We start from the raw sequence: 20,794 nt of genomic DNA, 5'->3' as shown, positions 1-20,794 counted from the left end.
ACCATGGCGTTTGAAGCGTTCCGCCAGCGGCTCGGCAGCATCATTGGCGGGTTTGATGCAGCGCAGGCCCATCGGCGGTTGCGGGGCTTCCGGGCGTCCCGCGCGCATGTGAACACGCTGATCGCGGCCTCCGGCGACACGATTACCGCCCGCGCGCGCTGGCTGGTCCGCAACAATGGCTATGCAGCGAACGCTGTGGAGTCGTTCGCCAGCAATGTGGTCGGCGATGGGATCAAACCCTCATCTACGATCGCGGATGCTGCAAAGAAGGAAGAATTGCAGTCGCTGTGGCTGGCCTGGACGGACGACGCTGACGCGGAAGGCCTGACCGATTTCTACGGGCTGCAGCGCCGGGCCGCCCGGGAGGTGTTTCTGTCAGGCGAGGTGTTCATCCGGATCCGGCCCCGCCGCGCGGTAGACGGTCTGACCGTGCCGATCCAGCTGCAGATGCTGCCTGCCGAAATGTTGCCGCTCGACATGAACCGGACCCTGCCAGGCGCGGGGCTGATCCGGCAAGGGATCGAATTCGACGGCATCGGTCGCCGCGTCGCCTATCATTTCCTGCGCCGCCATCCGGGTGATCTGACCGACCCCGGCCTCACCAATGAGACCGTCCGTGTGCCCGCCGCAGATGTGATCCACGTGCTGGACCCAGTCGAGGCAGGCCAGTTGCGCGGCGTGTCGCGCTTTGCCGCCGCAATCGTCAAGCTGTTCACGCTGGACCTCTACGATGACGCTGAGCTGGAGCGGAAGAAAATCGCGGCGATGTTCGCGATGTTCATCACCTCCCCCGCCCCTGAAACCCCACTGGAACCGACCGAGGAGGATTTGGAAGTCGAGCCCGGCCAAGTGGTGCGGCTGGATCCCGGCGAGGATGTCTCGACGCCTGCCACACCCGACTCCGGCGGTACCTACGAGCTGTTCCAATACCGGACGCTGCTGCAAATCGCGGCGGCGCTGGGCATCCCCTACGGCTACCTGACGGGTGACACCGCCAAGGGCAACTTCTCAAACACACGGATATCCCTGATCGAATTCCGCCGCCGCATCTCCGCTTGGCAGCATGGCGTGCTGGTGTTCCAGCTCTGCCGTGCCGTCTGGGCACGCTGGATGGATATCGCGGTGCTGTCGGGTGCCATCGATCTGCCCGGCTATGATCAACAGCGGCGGCAATATCAGGCCTGCGCCTGGTTGCCGACCAAATGGGACTGGATCGACCCAATGAAGGACGCCTCGGCCGAGATCCTGCAGATCGAGTCCGGCCTGAAATCCCGCACGCAGGCGATCTCGGAACGGGGCTTTGACGCAGAACAGGTCGACCGCGAGATTGCCGCCGAGCGCAAGCGCGAATTGTCACTGGGTCTCGACTTCCGCCGTCCGGGATCCCCGGCACAGGGGCCGGGCGCGGCGAAGGAAAATGACAACACCCAGCGGGACGACAACGCCAACGACGACGAAGCAGACGACAACGCTGATGAAAAAACCGAAGCCAAGGAGAGCGTATGATGCACCATGCCCAGATCGCTCAGCGCGCCTTCAACACGCCACTGATGGTGGACCCTGCCAAGGCGCTGGCTTTCCTGTCTGGCCTCGGACCACGCATTACGGGACAGGAGATCACGTTTTCGGGCGCTGAATTGCCTGCCAATGATATTGAGCATGCGGCCTTGCCTGCTCGCGCCTCTTTGTTCGGCAATGATCTCGCCCAGCGTCACCAGCGCAATGGCATTCAGCCCTTTGCGGTGGTGGATGGCATCGCCGTCATCGAAATCGCGGGCACACTTGTGCACCGTGGCGCATGGATCGGGCAATCTTCCGGGCTGACCTCCTATGAGGGGATCGCGGCCCAACTGCAGGCGGCGCTGGCAGATCCCAGCGTGCGTGGCATTGCGCTCGATATCGACAGCTTTGGAGGCGAGGTGGCGGGTGCCTTCGATCTGGCCGACCGCATTCGGGTGGCGCGGGCACAAAAGCCGGTGCATGCCTTCGTAGCCGAACACGCGCTGTCCGCTGGCTACGTCCTGGCCTCCCAGGCCGACCGCATCATTCTGCCCCGCACCGGTGCTGTCGGCAGCATCGGTGTCGTTGCGCTGCACACGGATATGAGCGGCGCACTGGACCAGAAGGGCATTGCCGTCACCCTGATCCATGCTGGGCTCCACAAGATCGACGCCAATCCGTACCAGCCGCTTCCCGAGGCGGTGCATGACCAGATGCAGCGCGAGCTAGAGGTCGTGCGCTTCCTGTTCGCAGAAACCGTCGCCGCAGGGCGCGGGGATCGGCTGACCCATGCCGCCGCACTTGCCACCGAAGCGGCCGTGTTTCGCGGGGCCGATGCCATCGCAGCAGGCCTTGCCGACGATCTCGCCGATCCCGTCAATGCCTTCCACGCTTTCGCCGCCGCACCCCGCGGCACTACTCCCCCCAGCAGAAAGGGTCTACAGATGACCACGACGCCTGAAACACCTGCCGAAAACGTCGACACGCCTCCAGTCGGGGCTGCACCACCGGCTCCGGCTGCAGCGGCCGCCGTACACGCGCCCAATCCGGTGGCGATGTCAGCCGACGCAGTTCGCATTGAAGCAGCAGAAGTTGCACAGGTCTGTGCGCAGGCGGCCCGGCTCGGAGTGACCATTGATGCCGCCGACGCTGTCACGCGCGGTTTGAAGCCTGAAGCCCTTCGCGCCCGCGTTCTGGCCGATCTGGCCGCCCGCAGCGATGCCGCTGGCATCATCGCCACGGCCCCGGCTGCGGCGGCTGCAAAAGACAGCCCGATCATCGCAGCTGCCAAAAAAGCTGCGACCGACGCCAAGCGCTGATCCAGCACCCACGTCCCTCACCCCAAAAATGGAGACTGACCAATGCCCGTCCTGACGGAACAGCCCAGCATGGGCGATGTCCTCAAATATGAGGTCAACCCGAACTACACCCGCGAAGTCATCACCCTGTTGATCGGCATGCCCTATCCGGTCGGCTCGGTCCTCGGGCGCATCACAGCCAGCGGCAAATACAAGCTGGCCACCAGCGGTGGCGCAGACGGTGCGCAAACCGCCACGGCCGTCTTGCTCTATGCCGTCGATGCCACGCTGGCGGACGCCACCGGAATTGTGGTGGCACGTGGTCCCTCGATCGTGTCGCGCGCAGGCCTCGCCTATGACGGCACCGTTGATGACGCACCGAAGATCATCACCAAGCTCGGCCAACTTGCCGCCGTCGGCATCATTGCCCGCGACGGCGTCTGACGCCCACCGGCGCGGCGCATCCACATCCATCCCTCTTTCCCCCGGAGCACCCCATGACCCTTGTCCGCAATCCCTTTGACGCTGGCGGCTATTCGCTGGCCGAGATGACGCAGGCCATCAATATCCTGCCCAACCTCTACACCCGCCTTGGCCAGATCGGCCTGTTCCGCTTCGAGGGCGTCAGCCAGCGGTCGGTGATCATCGAGCAATACGAGGGCGTGCTGAACCTGCTGCCCTCGGTGCCCCTTGGCGGACCCGCCACGGTCGGCACCCGTGAGGGCCGGTCCATGCGGTCTTTCGCCCTGCCGTGGATCCCGCATGATGACGTCATTCTGCCCGGTGATATCCAAGGCCAACCGGCGCTGGGCGTGTTCGATGGTGCCGACCCGCTGGTCGAGGTGATGAACCGCAAATTGCAGCTGATGCGCCGCAAGCATGCCCAGACCCGCGAATACATGGAGATGAACGCCCTGCGTGGCATCGTGAAGGATGGTGCGGGGATCACCCTCTACAATTACTTCACCGAGTTTGGTCTGGCGCAAATCTCGGTGGACTTCGTGCTGGGCACGGCTGGCACCAATGTGCAGGGCAAGGTGCGCGAGGTCTTGCGCGCCATGGAGGACAACCTGCTGGGCGAAAGCATGAACGATGTGCATGCCCTCGTCAGCCGGGAATTCTTCGACAAACTGATCGCGCATCCGAAGACCGAGGAAGCCTACAAGTTCTACGCCGCGACCGGCGCGCAGCCCCTGCGCCAGGATGTGCGGCGCAACTTCCCCTTCGCAGGCATCGTGTTCGAGGAATATTCGGGCACCGTCACCCTCTCGACCAAGGCCACCGAGCGGCTGGTCCCCGCCAGCGAGGGGATCGCCTTCCCGCTCGGCACGATGGACACCTTCACCACCTATGGCGGCCCGGCCAACCTGCTGGAGGCGGCCAACACAATGGGTCTGCCGCTCTACGCCCGCCAGCATCTCGACGAGAAAGGCCGCTGGATCGATCTGATGACCGAAGCCTCGATCCTGCCGGTGAACAAGCGGCCGCGCATCGCGATCCGCATTCACACCTCGAACTGACGGATCCGCCATGAATGTCATTGTTTCCGCCGTGGACCGCATCTATGCCAACCCGTCCATGGCGGTGGCGGCCCTGTGGATCTCTGCCACCACGTCAGAGGAAACGCCCATTCGGGTCATCCGCCGCGCCCCGGACCGCATCACCGAGTTCGGCGCTGGGCGCTTCGTCAGCGATACCATGATGGTGGACGTCCGCGTCGCTGACCTGCCCGATCCCCACCCCGGTGATCTGATCGTGGTCGGGGCAGACAGCTTTACGATTCAGGGAGAACCCACGCGGGATCGTGAGCGTCTGATCTGGTCGCTGGACCTGCAGCCAACATGAGGCTCAGGATCGAGATCAATCCTGACATCGCCGCCTTGATGCAGGCTGAAATCGCTGCTGGCGAAAAAGCAGTGTCCTCCGCCATGCGCGAAGCTGGCACCGGTCTCAAATTCGCCTGGCGGACACAGATCACCGGCGCTGGGCTGGGCATAAGGCTTGGCAACAGCATCCGCCTGGCCAGCTTCCCCAAATCCGGCGACAGCCTGAACGCGGCGGCACTGGTCTGGTCCAACGCCCCGGTGATCATCAGTGCGCATGACACCGGCCCACTGATCCGGTCCAAGAACGGGTTCTGGCTTGCGATCCCAACTGCTGCCGCTGGCAAAAGTAGCAAAGGCGGCCGCATCACCCCCGGTGAATGGGAACGCCGCACCGGCTTGGGACTGCAATTTATCTACCGCCGTCGCGGGCCGAGCCTGCTGGTGGCCGAGGGGCGGCTGAATACCAAGGGCCGAGCGGTGGCATCCAAGTCCAAGAGCGGACGCGGCGTGGCAACCGTGCCGATCTTTTTGCTGGTGCCGCAGGTCAAGCTACGGAAACGGCTGGATCTCGCGCGGGATGCAGAGCGCGCGGTGGACGGCGTGCCGGGCCTGATCGTGGCGAACTGGGTGGAGGGACAGCTGGGCTGACGTCTGCAATGCGGACAACGCTAGCTTTCGCTGCGCTTGCTCCAATGGCTGCTTCAACACAGAAAGCAAACGCCCGATGGAATGTGCTAGCCTTGGTGGTTTTTAGATTCCCTTAAAAGCGGCCAATGCGGATGATAATCGTCAATGATGATGGGGTGGCTATGGGTGCGTCCGTTCTGCACATGAGGGTGGTCCGCAGGCAGATCGTCGTGAGAATGTTCAACAACCCCTACATCATCATGTGGCCAGAGGATAATGCCTCCTACCATTCCAGCTGCGGCCAGCAGCGCCAATGTTGCAAGCGCCGTTGCTGCACCAAAATCGGTTATGAGCCAACCTGCCAAGGGATAGGCTACCAGCCAGCAGGCATGAGATAGGGCAAACTGGGCTGCGTAGACAGCGGGCCTGTCTTCGGCATGTGCAGAGCGTTTGAGCAGCCGCCCGGTCGGAGTCAGGACAGTAGAATAACCTACCCCGATCACCAGCCACCCAGCCAAAAGCGGATACCAACCCACGCCGTTGATCATTGTCAGCGCGGCGAGACCAAGGAGGGTGATCACCAGCACGGCAGCACCAGCCATCATAACGGGTCGATCAGGCTGAGTGTCGAGAAGCCAAGGCAACAAGAGGGCCGCGAGCATGGAGCCTCCTCCGAATGCGGCGAGGGCGAGGGCCACCTGTGTGTCGCCAAATCCTAAAACGGACCGTACCAGAACGACCGTGTTGACCAGTACCATCGCCCCTGCCGCCGCTGCGGCAAGGTTCAGAGACAGAAGACCGCGCAGCCGTGGTGTGGCGAGGTAGATGCGCATCCCGCGTGTGGTGCGGTCATAGATCCCACGGCGTGCCGTTTCCTGCGGGCTGGGCAGCAGGACGGAAACGATCAGCAGGGCTGATCCGACAAAGCCTATGACAGTTCCGAAGAACAACGCTTGATAGCTGACAAAGGCCAGCAGAATCGCGGCCAGCATCGGGCTGATGATGTTCTCCAGATCATAGGCCAGCCGCGACAGGGACAGGGCGCGGGTGTAGCGCTCTTCTTCCGGCAGGATATCTGGGATTGTTGCCTGAAACGTCGGGGTAAATGCGGCGGAGGCAGATTGCAGCACAAAGATCAGCACATAGACCTGCCAGACTTCACTCACGAACGGCAGGCAGAGCGCCACGGCGGCGCGGACCAGATCGAGGCTGACAAGCATGGAGCGCCGCGGCCATCGGTTCGCAAATGCTCCGGCAATGGGCGCTATGCCAACGTAAGCCACCATCTTGATCGTGAAGACCGTCCCCAGAACCAGCCCTGCGCGTTCCTCCGCCAGATCAAAGGCGAGCAAGCCTAGCGCCACAGTCGCCAGCCCGGTCCCCAGCAGGGCGGTGATCTGGGCCAGAAAAAGGTGGCGGTAGGTGCGGTCGGCAAGGACGAAAAGCACGGGGAGACCTCACAAATACTTGGTGATCGCCTTGAACTCTGCCGTTGCAGGCGTTCCATCACCGCCCGCACCGGCCATCGCCGCATCAAGACAATGGTCGATGTGATCCTGAATCAGGGTGCGTTTGGCTTGGGTGATGGCCTTTTCGACGGCATGGAGTTGCTGCGCGATGTCGGTGCAGGGCCGCTGCGTCTCAATCATCCCGATCACACTCAAAAGATGGCCGTTGGCACGTTTCAGCCGTTTTACGATCTCGGGGTGGGTTGCATGGGGGATATGTTTTATCATAGACAACGACTATCCTCCCCAGGGGGATAAAGCAAGCAGGCCGAGACCTGCGGAATCGGGCACATGAAACGAAAGGCGACATCATTCCTGCGCTTTGCATTGACCATCGCTTTGGCGATGGCATTTATGTTGTCGTCTGAAGCACAGAGCAAATCGTATGATCTTGTCGAAATCGCAGAGATCATGGCCGGGCATCAGGGCGACATCGAAGACCACGGCCATTCCCATGACGACATCGTGGATATAATGCACGTCTTTCAAAGTCATGCCCACGAGATGGCCGAGCATGAACACATCACCTCATTTTTGCTCCCGAGCGAGGCGACCAGTGCGATCCTGCCAACCCGCATACGTTTGATCATGGCTGACAACGCCATGCCGGGAAGCAGGGACTACGGTTTGGATCGACCGCCACGATTGTAATGTTGCGCCTTCCGGGCGCTGTCATCTTACACACTCAACAAGCGGAAAATCAAAATGATACCCAACCGATCCTATCGGTCAGGGCACCCGTCGCATGCTTTGCGGCAGTCCCTGATCCTTTGTACCACAATCATGCTGATGCTGATCGCATTCGCCACCTCTGCCTACGCCCATGCTGTGACCGCCGGTGACGCGGGCTACATCCAAGAGATTTTCGGGCCTCACATCATCTCGTTCATCTATCTGGGCGCAAAGCACATGATCACGGGATACGACCATATCCTGTTCCTGCTTGGCGTCGTCTTCTTCCTCTACCACATGAAAGACGTGGCGATTTACGTCAGCATCTTTGCCGTCGGTCACTCCGTCACCATGATCGCGGGCGTTTGGTTTGGCTGGGGCATCAACGCGTATATCATCGACGCCATCATTGGCCTGTCGGTCGTCTACAAGGCACTCGATAATCTTGGCCTCTATCAGAAATGGCTCGGGTTTCAGCCCAACACCAAGGCCGCAACCCTGATCTTCGGTCTGTTCCATGGCACCGGACTGGCGTCAAAAATCCTAGACTATCAGCTGTCCGACGATGGGCTATTGGCCAACCTTCTGGCCTTCAACTTCGGCGTCGAGGTGGGTCAGCTTCTCGCTCTGTTCGTGATCCTGATCGTCATGGGTTACTGGCGCAGAAGCCCCAATTTCATGCGTCAGGCCAATATCGCCAACATCGTCATGGTTTTTCTCGGCCTCCTTCTGACTTACCAGCAGATCGCCGGTTACATCGCCAACACATAAAGATTGGAACACACAATGTATAACGCACCACAACCCAAACTCGAAGACCTGCCCACCCCCAGCCAGCTGCGCCGCTCAACGATCATCGCGGCGATCGGGGCCGTGGCCATCGGCGTCATGGTCTATCTGCCAGCAGAATACGGCACCGATCCCACTGGCGTGGGCAGCATTCTTGGCCTGACAGAAATGGGCGAGATCAAGCAGCAACTGGCAGCAGAAGCAGAAGCGGACCGTTTGCTAGATGCCGCTGGTGACACATCGTCCGTGTTGGACGATGTTTTCGGCCTGTTTGTCTCCGCCGCCCATGCACAAGAAGCGTGGCAGGATGAGATCATATTCACACTCGCACCCGGTGAGTCCACCGAGATCAAGGCCACGATGGAGCAAGGGGCCACGCTGACCTATGATTGGGTCGCCACAGGTGGGAGGGTCAACTTTGACCTTCATGCCCATGCAGGTAGCGACGCGGTCACCTATGAGACGGGCCGTGGCCAGACATCCGGTGAAGGCAGCTTTGAAACTCCCTTCGCAGGAGATCACGGCTGGTTTTGGCGCAACCGCGACGATGTCGAGCTGACGGTAACGCTGCAACTGCGGGGGTCATACAGCGAGATTGTCCGAAGCGAGTGATAAATTCCGGCGGCTACCTGCAATCAAATTTGCGGGTAGCCACCCTTCAATGCCGAAAGTTTGACGCTCCGGCCTTAAAATGCAGACGTTCGCTACATCACAAAAGACTGGTAACTCTGGGCTCGAAGCAGGCGTCGGTGAAGCCATCAGTCTTGGAATAACATATGCCAACTGCCCGCGAAAATGTCCTCGCCGCGCTGCTCGCGCGGCTGCAGCCCTTGGCCGCCCTTGTTCTGCGCGATGAGGTTCTGCCAGAGCGGATCCCACCTGCGGGACTGATCATCCTGCGCGATGGCCAGCCGGGCGAGCCGGAGGCGACGCTGTCGCCGCTGCGCTACCATTTCCAACACCGGGCCGAGCTCGAGGTCGTCGTCCAAGCTGGAACCGGCCGGGCCAGCGCCTTCGACGACCTGATTGCCGCTATCGGCGACGTGCTGGAAGCTGACCGCACGCTCGGCGGCCTCTGCGATTGGATAGAACCCGGAGCCCCGGCCTCGGTCGATCTGCCTGTTGAGGGCGCGGCGGCCCTGAAGGCGGCGGTGATCACTGTCGTGTTGCACTACACCACCACCGGCCCGCTGGCCTGACACCCCGACAATAAGGAGAAAAATATGGCACGTGCGCAAGGTGCGCGGGCGCAGATGGCGCTTGCGTATGAGACGGTTTACGGGACCCCGCCGCTCAGTGGTTTCACGAAGATGCCATTCGCCAGCACTTCGCTGGGATCGGAACAGCCGCTTCTGAACAGCGAGCTGCTCGGCTATGGCCGCGACCCACTGGCCCCGATCAAGGACGCAGTGACGGCCGACGGCGATGTCATGGTGCCGATCGACGCCGAGGCTTTCGGGTTCTGGCTGAAGGCAGCCTTCGGTGAACCGACAACCTCTGGGGTTGGACCCTATACCCATGAGTTCCGGTCGGGCGGCTGGACCCTGCCATCAATGTCGATCGAGACCGGCATGCCCGAGGTGCCGCGCTTTGCGATGTATTCGGGCTGCGTATTGGATCAGCTGTCGTGGCAGGTGCAACGCTCCGGCCTTTTGACCGCGACCGCCCGGCTTGTGGCGCAAGGCGAGACCATCGCCACGACGACCAGCGCAGGCACGCCCGCCGAGCTAGCCCTGAAGCGGTTCGGCCATTTTAACGGCGCGATCAGCCGAGACGGCAGCGCCCTCGGCAACGTGGTCTCGGCGGAAATCACCTATGCCAACAACCTCGACCGGATCGAGACCATCCGCAGCGACGGCAAGATCGACGGGGCAGACCCGTCCATCGCAGCACTGACCGGCCGGATCGAGGTCCGCTTTGCCGACAGCACGCTGGTGACACAGGCGATCAACGGCGACCCCTGCGAGATCAGCTTCGCCTATGTCCTGCCCTCCGGGGATAGCTTCACCTTCACCGTTCACGCCGTCTACCTCCCGCGACCCCGGATCGAGATTTCCGGGCCGCAGGGCGTGCAGGCCACCTTTGACTGGCAAGCGGCGAAAGCTGCCAGCCCCGCCCGCATGTGCACCGCAACCCTGATCAACGATATCGAGGCATACTGATGATCCGCCTGAACCTGACCGCCACGCCACAATGGCTGGACCTCGCCCCCGGCCTGCGCTTGCTTGTCGGCCCGCTGACCACCGCCCTGATGGTCTCGGCCCGCGCCGATCCGGCAATCGAAGGACTGCCCGATGGTGCTTCCCAAGAGGAACTCGCCCTCGTCATGGCCAAAGCCGTGGCCCGCCGCGCAGTGCTGGATTGGGAAGGTGTCGGCGATGACGTGGGCAACATAGTCCCCGTCTCCCCCGAGGGCATCGATGCCCTTCTGGAAATCTGGCCGGTCTTCGAGGCGTTCCAGACTCAATACGTCGCGCGTGGCCTGATCCTGGACGCCGAAAAAAACGTCTCCGCGCTCTCGCCGAGTGGTCCTTCGGCGGGGGCGATCGGTACTGCGCGGCCTGCCCACCCTTCGAGGGCCGCGAGGGCAATTGCCCCGACTGCCCCGCAAGACTGAACCAGCCGCGAACGCCGGAGGGCTGGCAGGTCTGGGATCTGGTCGGCCGCCTCGGGGGCCAACTACGTGTGATCCCCGGCGCGGTCCTCGGCTGGGACATGGGCGCGGCCCTCGCACTCTCACAGGCGCTGGGCATCAACACCCTGATCGCTGCCGAACTGCTGCCCGAGATCGAGGCTGTGATGGTCCGCAAACTGAACGAACAGATGGAAGGAGGCCGCGATGGCTGAGAAAAGGGTCAGCGTCCGCCTTGTGGCAGAGGGCGGCCGCCAGGTCCGCGCCGAGCTGGAAGGCGTCGGTGAGGCAGGCGCGCGCGGGTTCGGGCGGCTGTCGCGCGAGATGGACATGGCGAATGCGCGCGTTGCCGCCTTTGCCCGCCGCGCCACGCTTGCCGCAGCGGCTGCCACTGGGGCGCTCGCGGCGGCGGGGGTCGCGATGATCCGTTCTGGCCTGCAGACCGTCGATGCGCAGGCCAAGATGGCGCAGTCGCTCGGCACGACGGTCGCCAGCCTTCAGGTACTGGAGCGCGCGGGCGATCTGGCGGGCGTGTCGATGGGTCAGGTCGAGCAAGCCACCGTGCAACTGACGCGGCGGCTGAGCCAGGCGGCCGCCGGAACCGGACCAGCGGTCGATGCCCTGGACCGCCTGCACCTCTCGGCCGAGGAGTTGCAGCGCCTGCCGCTGGATGCGCGCATCGCGGCCATTCAGGAAGCGCTCGGGCAATTTATCCCCGAGGCCGAACGCGCGGCAGTGGCCTCGCAGCTCTTTGGCGACCGCGCGGCGCTGGTGTTCACCCGGATCGATACTGCGACACTGCGCCAGGCGACCGAGGATGTTCTTGCCTTCGGGGTTGTCGTTTCCGAAGCTGACGCCGATCAGATTGAGCGTACCAATGACGCGATCTCGCGTCTCGGCCTGATCTGGCGCGGGCTGTCGAACCAGCTGGCGGTCGCCGCGGCGCCTGCCTTGGAGGCAATGGCCAACGCCATGGCAGCCATTGCCAGCCGCACCGGGCCACTCGGGATCGCGATCAAGGCGCTGTTCGACAACCTCGGACGGCTGACCACCTATGCTGCGACGTTCGCGGGCATCATGGCCGGGCGCTGGGTGGCTGTTATGGCGGCGGCTGCGCTGTCGGTGCGGGGGCTCGCCACCGCTCTGGTCTTCATGCGTGGAGCGCTGATCCGCACCGGCATCGGGGCGCTGATCGTCGGCGCGGGTGAGCTGGTCTATCAATTCTCACAACTTGTCACCCGGGTTGGCGGCGTTGGAGAGGCGTTCCGGCTGCTTGGCGATCTGGCCAAGGAGGTCTGGTCGCGGATGGGCCTGGCGCTCGATGGTGCGCTGGCACAAATGGCGGCCGGGTGGGAGGGGCTGAAGGCCGCAAGTCTCACGGCACTTGAGGGCACCATCGCGGGCGTGGTCAGCTTCGGCGACCGGACGGCGGCGATCTTCCAAGGGGCCTATGATGCGGCGGTGGCGATCTGGGGCAGTCTGCCCGGTGCCATTGGCGACTTTGCCTTTCAGGCCGCGAACGGCCTGATCTCCGGCGTCGAAGCGATGCTGAACGGTGTCGTCACCCGGATCAACACTTTCATCACCGGATTGAACACCGCTCTGTCGCTGCTGCCGGAATGGGCAACGGGTGAAGGTGGGGTCCGGATCGGCTCGCTGGATCCCTTGGAACTGGCGCGGATCGGCAACCCGTTTGAGGGTGCGGCAACCGCAGCGGGTGCCGCCGCAGGTGATGCCTTCTCCGCCGCTCTGTCACGCACTTATCTTGAACCACCTGACCTCGGGCTTGGCACAATGGCCGACGACGCCCGCGCCCGTGCCGATGGTTACCGCGAAGCCGCAGGAATGCTCGCCGATGCCGCCGGTCGACCGTTGGCCAGCTGGCAAGCGCTGCGCGACGCCGTGACCGGCACCGGTACCGAAGCTGAAGCCGCACTGGCCGATGCTGCGGCCTCGGCGGATGCGCTCGGGCTGGAACTCGACGAAACGGCCGCCGCCGCCGGTGGTGCAGGAGCCGCGGCACGCGCTGCCGGGGCGGCAGCGGCCGAGGGCGCGGAGCAAGCCGCAACCGGCTGGGGCGCAGTCACCGCAGCGCTCGCCGACTATGCAGCCAAGGCCCGCGACATCGGCGGCGATATCGGCCAGACACTGGTTGGCGCATTCCAAAGCGCCGAGAACGCCGTGGCCACCTTCGTCAAAACCGGCAAACTGGATTTCCGCGACCTCGTGACCTCGATGATCGCCGATCTGGCCAAGCTGGCGGCGCGGCGCTTCATCCTCGGGCCTATCGCCGATGCCCTCTCGGGCGCGCTGGGCGGTGCAGGTGGATTGTTCGCAGATATCCTGCATTCCGGTGGCACTGTCGGATCGCCGGGCCCGGGCCGCATGGTCCCGGCGCTGGCCTTCGCCGGTGCCCCGCGTATGCATTCCGGTGGCTGGGCAGGCATCAAACCCGACGAGGTTCCGGCGATCCTGCAACGGGGTGAGCGGGTTCTGTCGCGCCGGGAAGCGGCTGGCTATGGCAAGGGTCAAAGTGCAGCCCCGAATATCTCCGTCACCATCAATGCGCGTGACGCCGAAAGCTTCCGGCAATCCCGCACACAGGTCGCGGCCGACATTGCCCGCGCCGTGTCGCTGGGCCGAAGGGGCATGTGATGGCGTTCCATGAAGTTCGCTTCCCCGACAACATCAGCCGTGGCGCGCGAGGCGGCCCGGAACGACGCACGCAGATCGTCGAACTTGCCTCCGGTGACGAGGAACGCAACGCCAGCTGGGCCAACTCGCGCCGCCGCTTTGACGTGGCCTATGGCATCCGTCGCGCCGATGATCTGGCTTTGGTCGTCGCCTTCTTCGAGGCCCGCAACGGCCGCCTGCACGGGTTCCGCTACAAGGATTGGGCGGATTACAAATCCTGCATGCCGTCGCAAGCCGTGGCCCCGACGGACCAGCCGATCGGCACCGGCAACGGCGCTGTCACAACCTTCGCGCTCCTGAAACGCTACACCTCCGGCGCACAAAGCTGGACCCGCGCCATCGCCAAACCTGTCGCAGGCAGCGTTCGCCTTGCCTTGAACGGGGTCGAGCAGATGACCGGCTGGAGCGTCGATACTACCAACGGCAGCGTCACGTTCGCCGCCGCACCGGGCGCGGGCATCGCGATCACCGCAGGCTTCGAATTCGACGTGCCCGTCCGCTTCGACACTGACACGCTGGACGTGACCCTCGATGTTGAACGGCTGGGCTCGATCACCTCCATACCGCTGCTGGAGATCCGCAGATGAAATCCCTCTCTCCCGCACTGCAGGCTCATCTGGACGATGGCACCACCACCATGTCCTGGTGCTGGCGGATTTCGCGGGCGGACGGCGTGGCGCTGGGCTTCACCGATCATGACCGGATGCTGGCCTTTGACGGTACCGAGTTTGAGCCTGAAAGCGGGTTTGCCGCGTCGGAAATTCGATCAGGTTCCGATCTGGCCGTCGATGCGCAGGACGCGACCGGCGTGCTGACCTCGGACCGGATCACAGAAACCGACATCCTCGACGGGCGCTGGGACAATGCTGCGGTCGAGCTGTGGCGGGTGAACTGGGCCGACACCAGCCAGCGGGTGCTGCTGCGCCGAGGGGGCGTGGGGCAAATCCGGCGCGGCCGCATGGCATTCGTGGCGGAAGTTCGGTCACTGGCGCATGTGTTGGGTCAGACTGTCGGGCGGACGTTTCAGGCGGGCTGTGATGCAGCGCTGGGCGACGCGCGTTGCGGGATCAATCTGGAAAACGCCGTCTACAAGGGTTCGGGCGTGGTCACGGACCTGTTGCGCGACCGCGCGTTCATGGCGTCTGGTTTGCCCGGCTTTAACGCTGGCTGGTTCACATCCGGAACAGTCACCTGGACCAGCGGTGCCAATGCCGGGCGGATCACTGAATTACTGGCCCATGGCGTTGCCGATGCCATCGCCACCCTGACCCTCTTGGAAGCCCCGGTGCGCGCCATCGCCGAGGGGGACAGCTTCATCGCGCGGGCGGGCTGCGACAAGCGGATCGCCACCTGCGGGGCGAAGTTCGCCAACTCCGCCAACTTCAGGGGCTTTCCGAACATCCCTGGGCAGGATGCAGTGTTGCGCTATGCCAGCCAGGACGGCGGGCATGAAGGTGGCGTGTTGTGATTTCCGCTGATCCCGTCCTCGTTGTCGCCACAGCGCGAAGCTGGCTGGGCACGCCCTATCACGATCAGGCGAGTCTGCGCGGGGTCGGCTGCGACTGCCTCGGGCTGGCACGCGGCGTCTGGCGCGACGTGGTTGGGGACGAACCTTTTCAGATCCCTCCCTACAGTCGGGATTGGGGCGAAACAGGGCCGCACGAGGTGCTGGCGAACGGTGCCGCATCGTTGTTGATCCCGATTGCAATGAGTGATGTCGGTCCCGGCGCGCTGGTCCTGTTCCGCATGGCCTCACGCGCCATTGCCAAGCATGTCGGGATCCTGACCGCGCCTGACCGCTTCATTCATTCCTACGAACGGCTTGGCGTCGTCGAGGAATCCCTGACCCCAAGATGGCGACGGCGCATCGCCTTCGCCTTCCTGTTTCCGCGCTCCAGCAACATCTGAGATTTTCACATGGCAACTTTGGTTCTCGGTGCCGTCGGCTCCGCGATTGGTGGCGCTTTTGGCGGTGCCATCCTCGGCTTTTCCGGTGCTGTCATCGGTGGCTTCATCGGCTCGACCATCGGATCGGTCGTCGACAACTGGATCGTGTCGTCCCTCGCCCCGGCTCAACGCATCGAGGGCGCGCGGCTGGATAGCCTGCGCATCACGTCCTCGACCGAAGGCGCAGTGATCCCGCGCCTGTTCGGTCGGATGCGCATCGGCGGCAACATCATCTGGGCCACCGATTTCCGCGAAGAGGTCAACACCACCAGTCAGGGCGGTGGCAAGGGCAGCGGGCCTAAGGTCACGACCACCGAGTATCTCTACTATGCGTCTTTTGCCGTCGCTTTGTGCGAGGGCGAGATCACCGGCATCGGCCGCGTCTGGGCCGACGGCAAGGCGATGGATATGACCGGCGTCACCTGGCGCTGGTATCCGGGCGACGAGGCGCAAAGCCCCGATCCCTTCATTGCAGCCAAGATGGGCGCGGCCAACACCCCCGCCTATCGTGGCACTGCCTATGTTGTGTTTGAGGAACTGAACCTCAGTGGTTTCGGCAATCGCCTGCCGCAGATCAGTTTTGAGGTGTTCCGGCCCCTCGCGGACCCGGACACGGCCGAGGGGTTGGTCAAAGCCGTCACGCTGATCCCGGCCTCTGGCGAGTTCAGCTACGCGACGGTGCCAGTGAAGAAATCGAGCGGCGCTGGTGGGGCGACGGTTGCCGAAAACCTGAATGCGATTTCCGACACGGCAGACATCGTCGTGGCGCTGGACCGTCTGCAGTCCATGGCACCGGCGGTGGAAAGTGTGTCGCTGGTAGTGGCGTGGTTCGGCGATGACCTGCGCGCAGGCAATTGCAAAGTCCGCCCCGGCGTGGAGGTTGCGGCCAAGACGACGACGCCCTCTGCTTGGGTTGTAAATGGCGTAACGCGCGCGGATGCGTTTCTGGTCAGCAGAGATGCGGAGGACCGCCCGGTCTATGGCGGAACACCGGCGGATTTCGCGGTGGTACAGGCGATCAAGGAGATGAAAGCACGCGGGTTGCGCGTCACCTTTTATCCCTTCATCCTCATGGACGTCCCGCCCGGCAATACCAAGCCCAACCCCTACAGTGCCAATGCCGCCACGGTGGGCCAGCCGACGTTTCCCTGGCGCGGGCGCATCACTTGTTCCCCGGCGGCGGGTTACGCCGGGTCCGTGGACAAAACTGCCTCGGCCGCGACGCAGGTTACCGCGCTGTTCGGTACCGCCACGCCCGCGAACTTTGCGGTTTCCGGCGAAAGCGTCAGTTGGACGGGCCTAGTGGGCGAATGGTCGTTGCGGCGGATGATCCTGCATTATGCGCATCTGTGCAAAGCAGCTGGTGGCGTCGACGCCTTTCTGATTGGGTCAGAAATGCCCGGACTCACAACCATCCGCTCGGGTGCCAGCACCTATCCCGCCGTCACCTCATTTAAGAGCCTCGCGGCCGATGTCCGGTCCATTCTCGGCGCTGGGCCGAAGATCGGTTACGCCTCTGACTGGTCGGAATACTTCGGGCATCATCCGGGCGACGGCTCAGATGACGTGTATTTTCACCTCGATCCACTCTGGTCGGATGCCAGCATCGATTTCATCGGAATCGATAACTATATGCCGCTGTCAGACTGGCGCGACGGGTTTGATCACGCCGACGCCACGCTGGCGCCCGCGATCTACGACCGCGCCTATCTGCAATCGAACATCATCGGCGGCGAAGGGTTTGACTGGTTCTATCCCAATCCAGCCGACCGGACGGCGCAGGTTCGCACGCCGATCACTGATGGGGCAGCGGCCAAGCCATGGGTCTTCCGCTTCAAGGATCTGCGGGCATGGTGGCAAAACCCGCATTTCAACCGACCCGGTGGTGTGGAAATTGGGACGCCAACGGCATGGGTGCCGCAATCAAAGCCGATCTGGTTCACAGAGTTAGGGTGTCCAGCGATTGATCGTGGCACCAACCAGCCCAACGTGTTCTTCGATCCCAAGTCATCCGAAAGCTTCACGCCATACTTTTCTCGCGGCTGGCGCGACGATGCGATCCAGCGCGCCTATCTGGAAGTCACCTATCTGTTCTGGAACAACTCGGAGAATAATCCGATCTCGGGCGTTAGCGGCGCGCGCATGGTTCATGTGCCGGAATGCGCCGCATGGACCTGGGACGCGAGACCCTATCCATTCTTTCCCGAACTGACGGACGTCTGGACCGATGGCCCGAATTGGCAACTCGGTCACTGGCTGACCGGGCGGCTGGGTGCGGTATCGCTTGCCGCCCTCGTTCGCCACCTTTGCCTGCGCGCCGGAATGCCGGTATCTCATATCGACGTTTCCGGGCTTTGGGGCGCGGTCGAGGGCTATGTGATTTCTGCACTGGAAGCCCCGCGCGCGTCGATTTCCACGCTGGCCCGCCACTTCGGCTTTGATGCCGTCGAGAGTGAGGGCCGCATCCGGTTTCTGATGCGCGGCCGGGTCGCCGGTCTGACCATCGCGCCCGACAGCATGGTCGCACCCGCCTCGGCACAGGGCGATGTGATGGAACTGACCCGCGCGCAGGAAACCGAACTGCCGCAGGCGCTGAAATGGCAGGTTGCCCGCGCGGATGAGGATTATGACGCGGCGCAGGTCGAGGCCCGGCGCATCACCGTCGACACCACGCGCATCGCGTCCGAGGCGTTCCCGATGGCAGTGCCGCCCGAAGAGGCGGAGCGCCGTTGCCGTCGTGCGCTGATGGAGGCTTGGGTCGGGCGCGAAAGTGCCGTGTTCCGCCTGCCGCCTTCACGTCTGGCGCTGGATCCCTGCGATGTGATCCTGCTCGACCATGACGGCCGCCTGACCGAGATGCGGTTGGTGTCGATTGCCGATTCCGATCTGCGCAGCATTGATGCTGTTCGCCAGGACCGGGCCGTCTACGATTTGCCGCCCGGAGAGTCCCGCCCTGCATCATTGTCGACGCCGACGGTCTTCGGCACGCCAGATGTGCTTCTGCTGGACCTGCCGCAACTGCGCGAGGATCAACCTGCGCACCGGCCGCTCATTGCCGCCCACGCAAAGCCATGGCCCGGCGAAATGGCGGTGTATCGCAGTGCGGCGACGGATGGATTTGCACTGCTGACCACATTTAGCGCGCGCGCCCGCATGGGCGTGCTCGCAGCGGACTTCTACGCTGGGCCTGTGTCGCGCTTCGATCTTGGGAACGCGCTGGTGGTCGATCTCTATTTCGGAACGCTGGAAAGCGTCACGGATATTACCCTGCTTGGCGGTGCCAATGCGCTGGCCATCGAAACCGCTCCCGGCGCATGGGAGATCGTCCAGGCTGGCAATGCCGAATTGATCGCAGCAGGGCGGTATCGCCTGACCCGGCTGCTGCGTGGTCAGCGTGGAACAGAGAACGCAGTCGTAAGTGTCGTGCCGACCGGCGCGCGGGTTGTCGTGCTGGACACCACGCTGGCCCCACTACCGATTTCTGAGGCCGATCTCGGTCTGCCATGGAACTGGCGCATCGGCCCGGCGTCGCGGCCGGTCAGCGATGAGACCTTTGTCGCCACCAGCTTCACACCCGAGGGCGCTGGGCTGCGGCCCTTCTCGGGGTGCCATGTTCCACAGCCATGGCGAACAGCGCGCAGCCCGGGCGACTTGACGATCCGCTGGACACGCCGGTCGCGGTCGCTGGCGGCCGACAACTGGGGTGCGGGCGATGTTTCTTTGGCCGAGGACAGCGAGGTGTATGAGGTCGACATTCTGGACGGGGCAACTCGCAAGAGAACCTTGGAAGTTGCCACACCCTTTGCCCTCTACACCGCCGCCCAGCAGACCGCCGATTGGGGCGCGCCCCTCGGCCCGGGCCAATCCCTCTCCATCCGCATCTATCAGCTTTCGGCCCTGATCGGCCGGGGCGCTGGGCAATCCGTCACACTTACCTTCTGAAGGCAGCCATGTCCGACATCACTACCCATCTCCTGCTGCCCTACATCTTGGCATCGCAGGCCCAAAAACACGTCACCCACAACGAGGCGCTGCGGCTGCTGGATGCCATGGTCCAGCTGTCGGTCCTCGATCGCGCGCGCACCACACCGCCTGCGAGCCCTGCCGACGGTGATCGGCATATTGTGGCCAGTGGGGCCACGGGTCTCTGGGCCGGTTGGGATCTGAACGTGGCCTTCTGGGTCGACGGCGTCTGGATGCGCTTGGTACCGCGCCCAGGCTGGCTGGCTTGGATCGCGGATGAGGCTGCCTTTGTTGTCTGGAATGGCACCACCTGGGATGCGGTCGGCGAACCGGTGGATGTGTCTGATGCCATCTTCAGTCTGGTGAACAACGCCGATCCAACGAAGAAGGCGACGTTTTTGCTGTCTGGCTTCACCACCGGCACCACCCGAACCTTCACGCTGCCAAACACATCTTCGGAACTGGCGATCCTTGCAGGCACCCAAACGTTCAGCGGCAACAAGACCTTCTCCGGCACCCTGACAGCGTCGGGCACCGTCACAATTTCGGCGGCTGCGGCAAACATCGGCACGGCAACGACGACAGCAACCTATGGGATGGGAACCGGGACTACGACGACCGGCGTCACCAAGACCGTGAACCTCGGCACCGGCGGCGCATCCGGATCAACCACGGTCGTCAACATCGGCTCGGCCACCGCGGGGGCTGGCGGCTCCACGGTGGTGACCACGCCAACCGTCACCTTCGCCAATGCCGTGACGCAGGTCGGGATGCCGCAAGCCAACCTGACCGCCCAGCTGCTGGGCCTCGGCGGGGCCACGGCTGACAGTTACAATCGCCTGTCGATCAATGCCCCGGCCATGCTGTTCAATAATGCAGGCGCGGGGATCGAGGCGACATTCAACAAGAACGCCGCTGGAAACGACGCCGCCTTCGCCTTCAAGACCGGGTTTTCGGCACGAGCGCTGATCGGGTTGCTGGGCAATGACGACTTCAGCTTCAAGGTCAGCCCGAACGGATCGACCTTTTTCGACGCCATCAGGATCGACCGCAACTCGGGCCGGGTTGAACTGCCCGAACCCCTGCACATGTCCAGCCTGCCCGCCGCCCCGGACCCGCCGCCCGCAGGCAAGCTCGCCGTCTACGCCCGCGACCGCGCCGGGGCGGGATGGCTCGATGTGCAGCGCCCGTCGGGCCGGTTCTTTCCGCTGCAGCCGCATTTCGGGGTCAACCGGATCGCGACATGGGCGCCATCGACCAGCACCACGGTCAACACCAATGGCATGCCGCGCACGGCCGTGGGCACAGTTGCGACGCCAACTTTGGCCACCACCAACC

21 protein-coding genes are annotated in these 20,794 nt (G+C 63.6%); 19 read left to right on the top strand and 2 right to left on the bottom strand.

Annotated elements, in window-relative coordinates:
• Positions 1-3: 3 nt before the first annotated feature.
• The 6 genes from AX760_RS06135 to AX760_RS06110 are packed head-to-tail and all read left to right on the top strand — an operon-like array spanning position 4 to position 5,272.
• Complete coding sequence (locus tag AX760_RS06135) at positions 4-1,506, top strand: phage portal protein (RefSeq protein ID WP_071832120.1); 1,503 nt, start codon at positions 4-6, stop codon at positions 1,504-1,506.
• Positions 1,503-2,819: a S49 family peptidase gene (locus AX760_RS06130; protein ID WP_083531084.1), complete on the top strand. Its 1,317-nt coding sequence runs from the start codon at positions 1,503-1,505 to the stop codon at positions 2,817-2,819. The genes AX760_RS06135 and AX760_RS06130 overlap by 4 nt, the downstream gene beginning before the upstream one ends.
• A 42-nt stretch (positions 2,820-2,861) precedes the next feature.
• Entirely contained in the window at positions 2,862-3,242 is a 381-nt protein-coding gene (locus AX760_RS06125) for a head decoration protein (protein ID WP_071832119.1), read from the top strand.
• A gap of 53 nt (positions 3,243-3,295) precedes the next feature.
• On the top strand, positions 3,296-4,318 hold the full coding sequence (locus AX760_RS06120; RefSeq protein ID WP_071832118.1) for a major capsid protein: 1,023 nt from the start codon (positions 3,296-3,298) through the stop codon (positions 4,316-4,318).
• A gap of 10 nt (positions 4,319-4,328) precedes the next feature.
• Entirely contained in the window at positions 4,329-4,643 is a 315-nt protein-coding gene (locus AX760_RS06115; RefSeq protein ID WP_071832117.1) for a head-tail joining protein, read from the top strand.
• Positions 4,640-5,272: a DUF6441 family protein gene (locus AX760_RS06110; protein ID WP_071832116.1), complete on the top strand. Its 633-nt coding sequence runs from the start codon at positions 4,640-4,642 to the stop codon at positions 5,270-5,272. The genes AX760_RS06115 and AX760_RS06110 overlap by 4 nt, the downstream gene beginning before the upstream one ends.
• An 86-nt stretch (positions 5,273-5,358) precedes the next feature.
• Here the strand turns inward: AX760_RS06110 and AX760_RS06105 are convergent, their stop codons facing one another.
• Positions 5,359-6,699 carry an MFS transporter gene (locus AX760_RS06105; protein WP_071832115.1) on the bottom strand — a complete coding sequence of 447 codons (1,341 nt, stop codon included), beginning with the start codon at positions 6,697-6,699 and terminating at the stop codon, positions 5,359-5,361.
• A gap of 9 nt (positions 6,700-6,708) precedes the next feature.
• Positions 6,709-6,987 (bottom strand): metal-sensing transcriptional repressor, encoded by a 279-nt coding sequence (locus AX760_RS06100; RefSeq protein WP_087149180.1) that lies wholly within the window; start codon positions 6,985-6,987, stop codon positions 6,709-6,711.
• Between the two features lie 63 nt (positions 6,988-7,050).
• Between AX760_RS06100 and AX760_RS06095 the strand changes: the two genes are divergently transcribed.
• The 13 genes from AX760_RS06095 to AX760_RS06040 all read left to right on the top strand — a co-directional run.
• The gene (locus AX760_RS06095; RefSeq protein ID WP_071832113.1) at positions 7,051-7,410 is read left to right on the top strand and encodes a hypothetical protein; all 360 of its coding nucleotides are present in this window, start codon (positions 7,051-7,053) and stop codon (positions 7,408-7,410) included.
• A 138-nt stretch (positions 7,411-7,548) separates the two neighbouring features.
• On the top strand, positions 7,549-8,202 hold the full coding sequence (locus AX760_RS06090; protein WP_425348821.1) for a HupE/UreJ family protein: 654 nt from the start codon (positions 7,549-7,551) through the stop codon (positions 8,200-8,202).
• Between the two features lie 15 nt (positions 8,203-8,217).
• A complete protein-coding gene (locus AX760_RS06085; RefSeq protein WP_071832111.1) occupies positions 8,218-8,832 on the top strand; it encodes a transmembrane anchor protein in 615 nt (204 codons plus the stop codon).
• Positions 8,833-8,996: 164 nt separating this feature from the next.
• Positions 8,997-9,419, top strand: coding sequence for an acyl-CoA transferase (locus AX760_RS06080; RefSeq protein WP_071832110.1), 423 nt, complete (start codon positions 8,997-8,999; stop codon positions 9,417-9,419).
• 24 nt (positions 9,420-9,443) lie between these two features.
• Positions 9,444-10,382: a phage tail tube protein gene (locus AX760_RS06075; RefSeq protein ID WP_071832109.1), complete on the top strand. Its 939-nt coding sequence runs from the start codon at positions 9,444-9,446 to the stop codon at positions 10,380-10,382.
• On the top strand, positions 10,382-10,837 hold the full coding sequence (locus AX760_RS06070; RefSeq protein WP_071832108.1) for a hypothetical protein: 456 nt from the start codon (positions 10,382-10,384) through the stop codon (positions 10,835-10,837). Before AX760_RS06075 ends, AX760_RS06070 begins: the two co-directional genes overlap by 1 nt.
• Positions 10,838-10,905: 68 nt before the next feature.
• A complete protein-coding gene (locus AX760_RS27935) occupies positions 10,906-11,067 on the top strand; it encodes a DUF7697 family protein (RefSeq protein ID WP_425348820.1) in 162 nt (53 codons plus the stop codon).
• Complete coding sequence (locus tag AX760_RS06065) at positions 11,060-13,507, top strand: phage tail tape measure C-terminal domain-containing protein (RefSeq protein WP_071832107.1); 2,448 nt, start codon at positions 11,060-11,062, stop codon at positions 13,505-13,507. Before AX760_RS27935 ends, AX760_RS06065 begins: the two co-directional genes overlap by 8 nt.
• Positions 13,507-14,133, top strand: coding sequence for a DUF2460 domain-containing protein (locus AX760_RS06060; RefSeq protein WP_071832106.1), 627 nt, complete (start codon positions 13,507-13,509; stop codon positions 14,131-14,133). The genes AX760_RS06065 and AX760_RS06060 overlap by 1 nt, the downstream gene beginning before the upstream one ends.
• Positions 14,130-15,014 carry a DUF2163 domain-containing protein gene (locus tag AX760_RS06055; RefSeq protein WP_071832105.1) on the top strand — a complete coding sequence of 295 codons (885 nt, stop codon included), beginning with the start codon at positions 14,130-14,132 and terminating at the stop codon, positions 15,012-15,014. Before AX760_RS06060 ends, AX760_RS06055 begins: the two co-directional genes overlap by 4 nt.
• On the top strand, positions 15,011-15,454 hold the full coding sequence (locus AX760_RS06050; RefSeq protein WP_071832104.1) for an NlpC/P60 family protein: 444 nt from the start codon (positions 15,011-15,013) through the stop codon (positions 15,452-15,454). Before AX760_RS06055 ends, AX760_RS06050 begins: the two co-directional genes overlap by 4 nt.
• A gap of 9 nt (positions 15,455-15,463) precedes the next feature.
• Complete coding sequence (locus tag AX760_RS06045; RefSeq protein WP_071832103.1) at positions 15,464-19,435, top strand: baseplate multidomain protein megatron; 3,972 nt, start codon at positions 15,464-15,466, stop codon at positions 19,433-19,435.
• Between the two features lie 8 nt (positions 19,436-19,443).
• Positions 19,444-20,794 (top strand): DUF2793 domain-containing protein (locus AX760_RS06040; RefSeq protein WP_071832102.1); only part of this gene is annotated, 1,351 nt, incomplete at its 3' end.

Source organism: Pararhizobium antarcticum, assembly GCF_001885585.1.
Classification (GTDB): Bacteria; Pseudomonadota; Alphaproteobacteria; order Rhizobiales; family Rhizobiaceae; genus Pararhizobium; species Pararhizobium antarcticum.
This window is presented reverse-complemented; position numbering and strand designations above follow the sequence as displayed.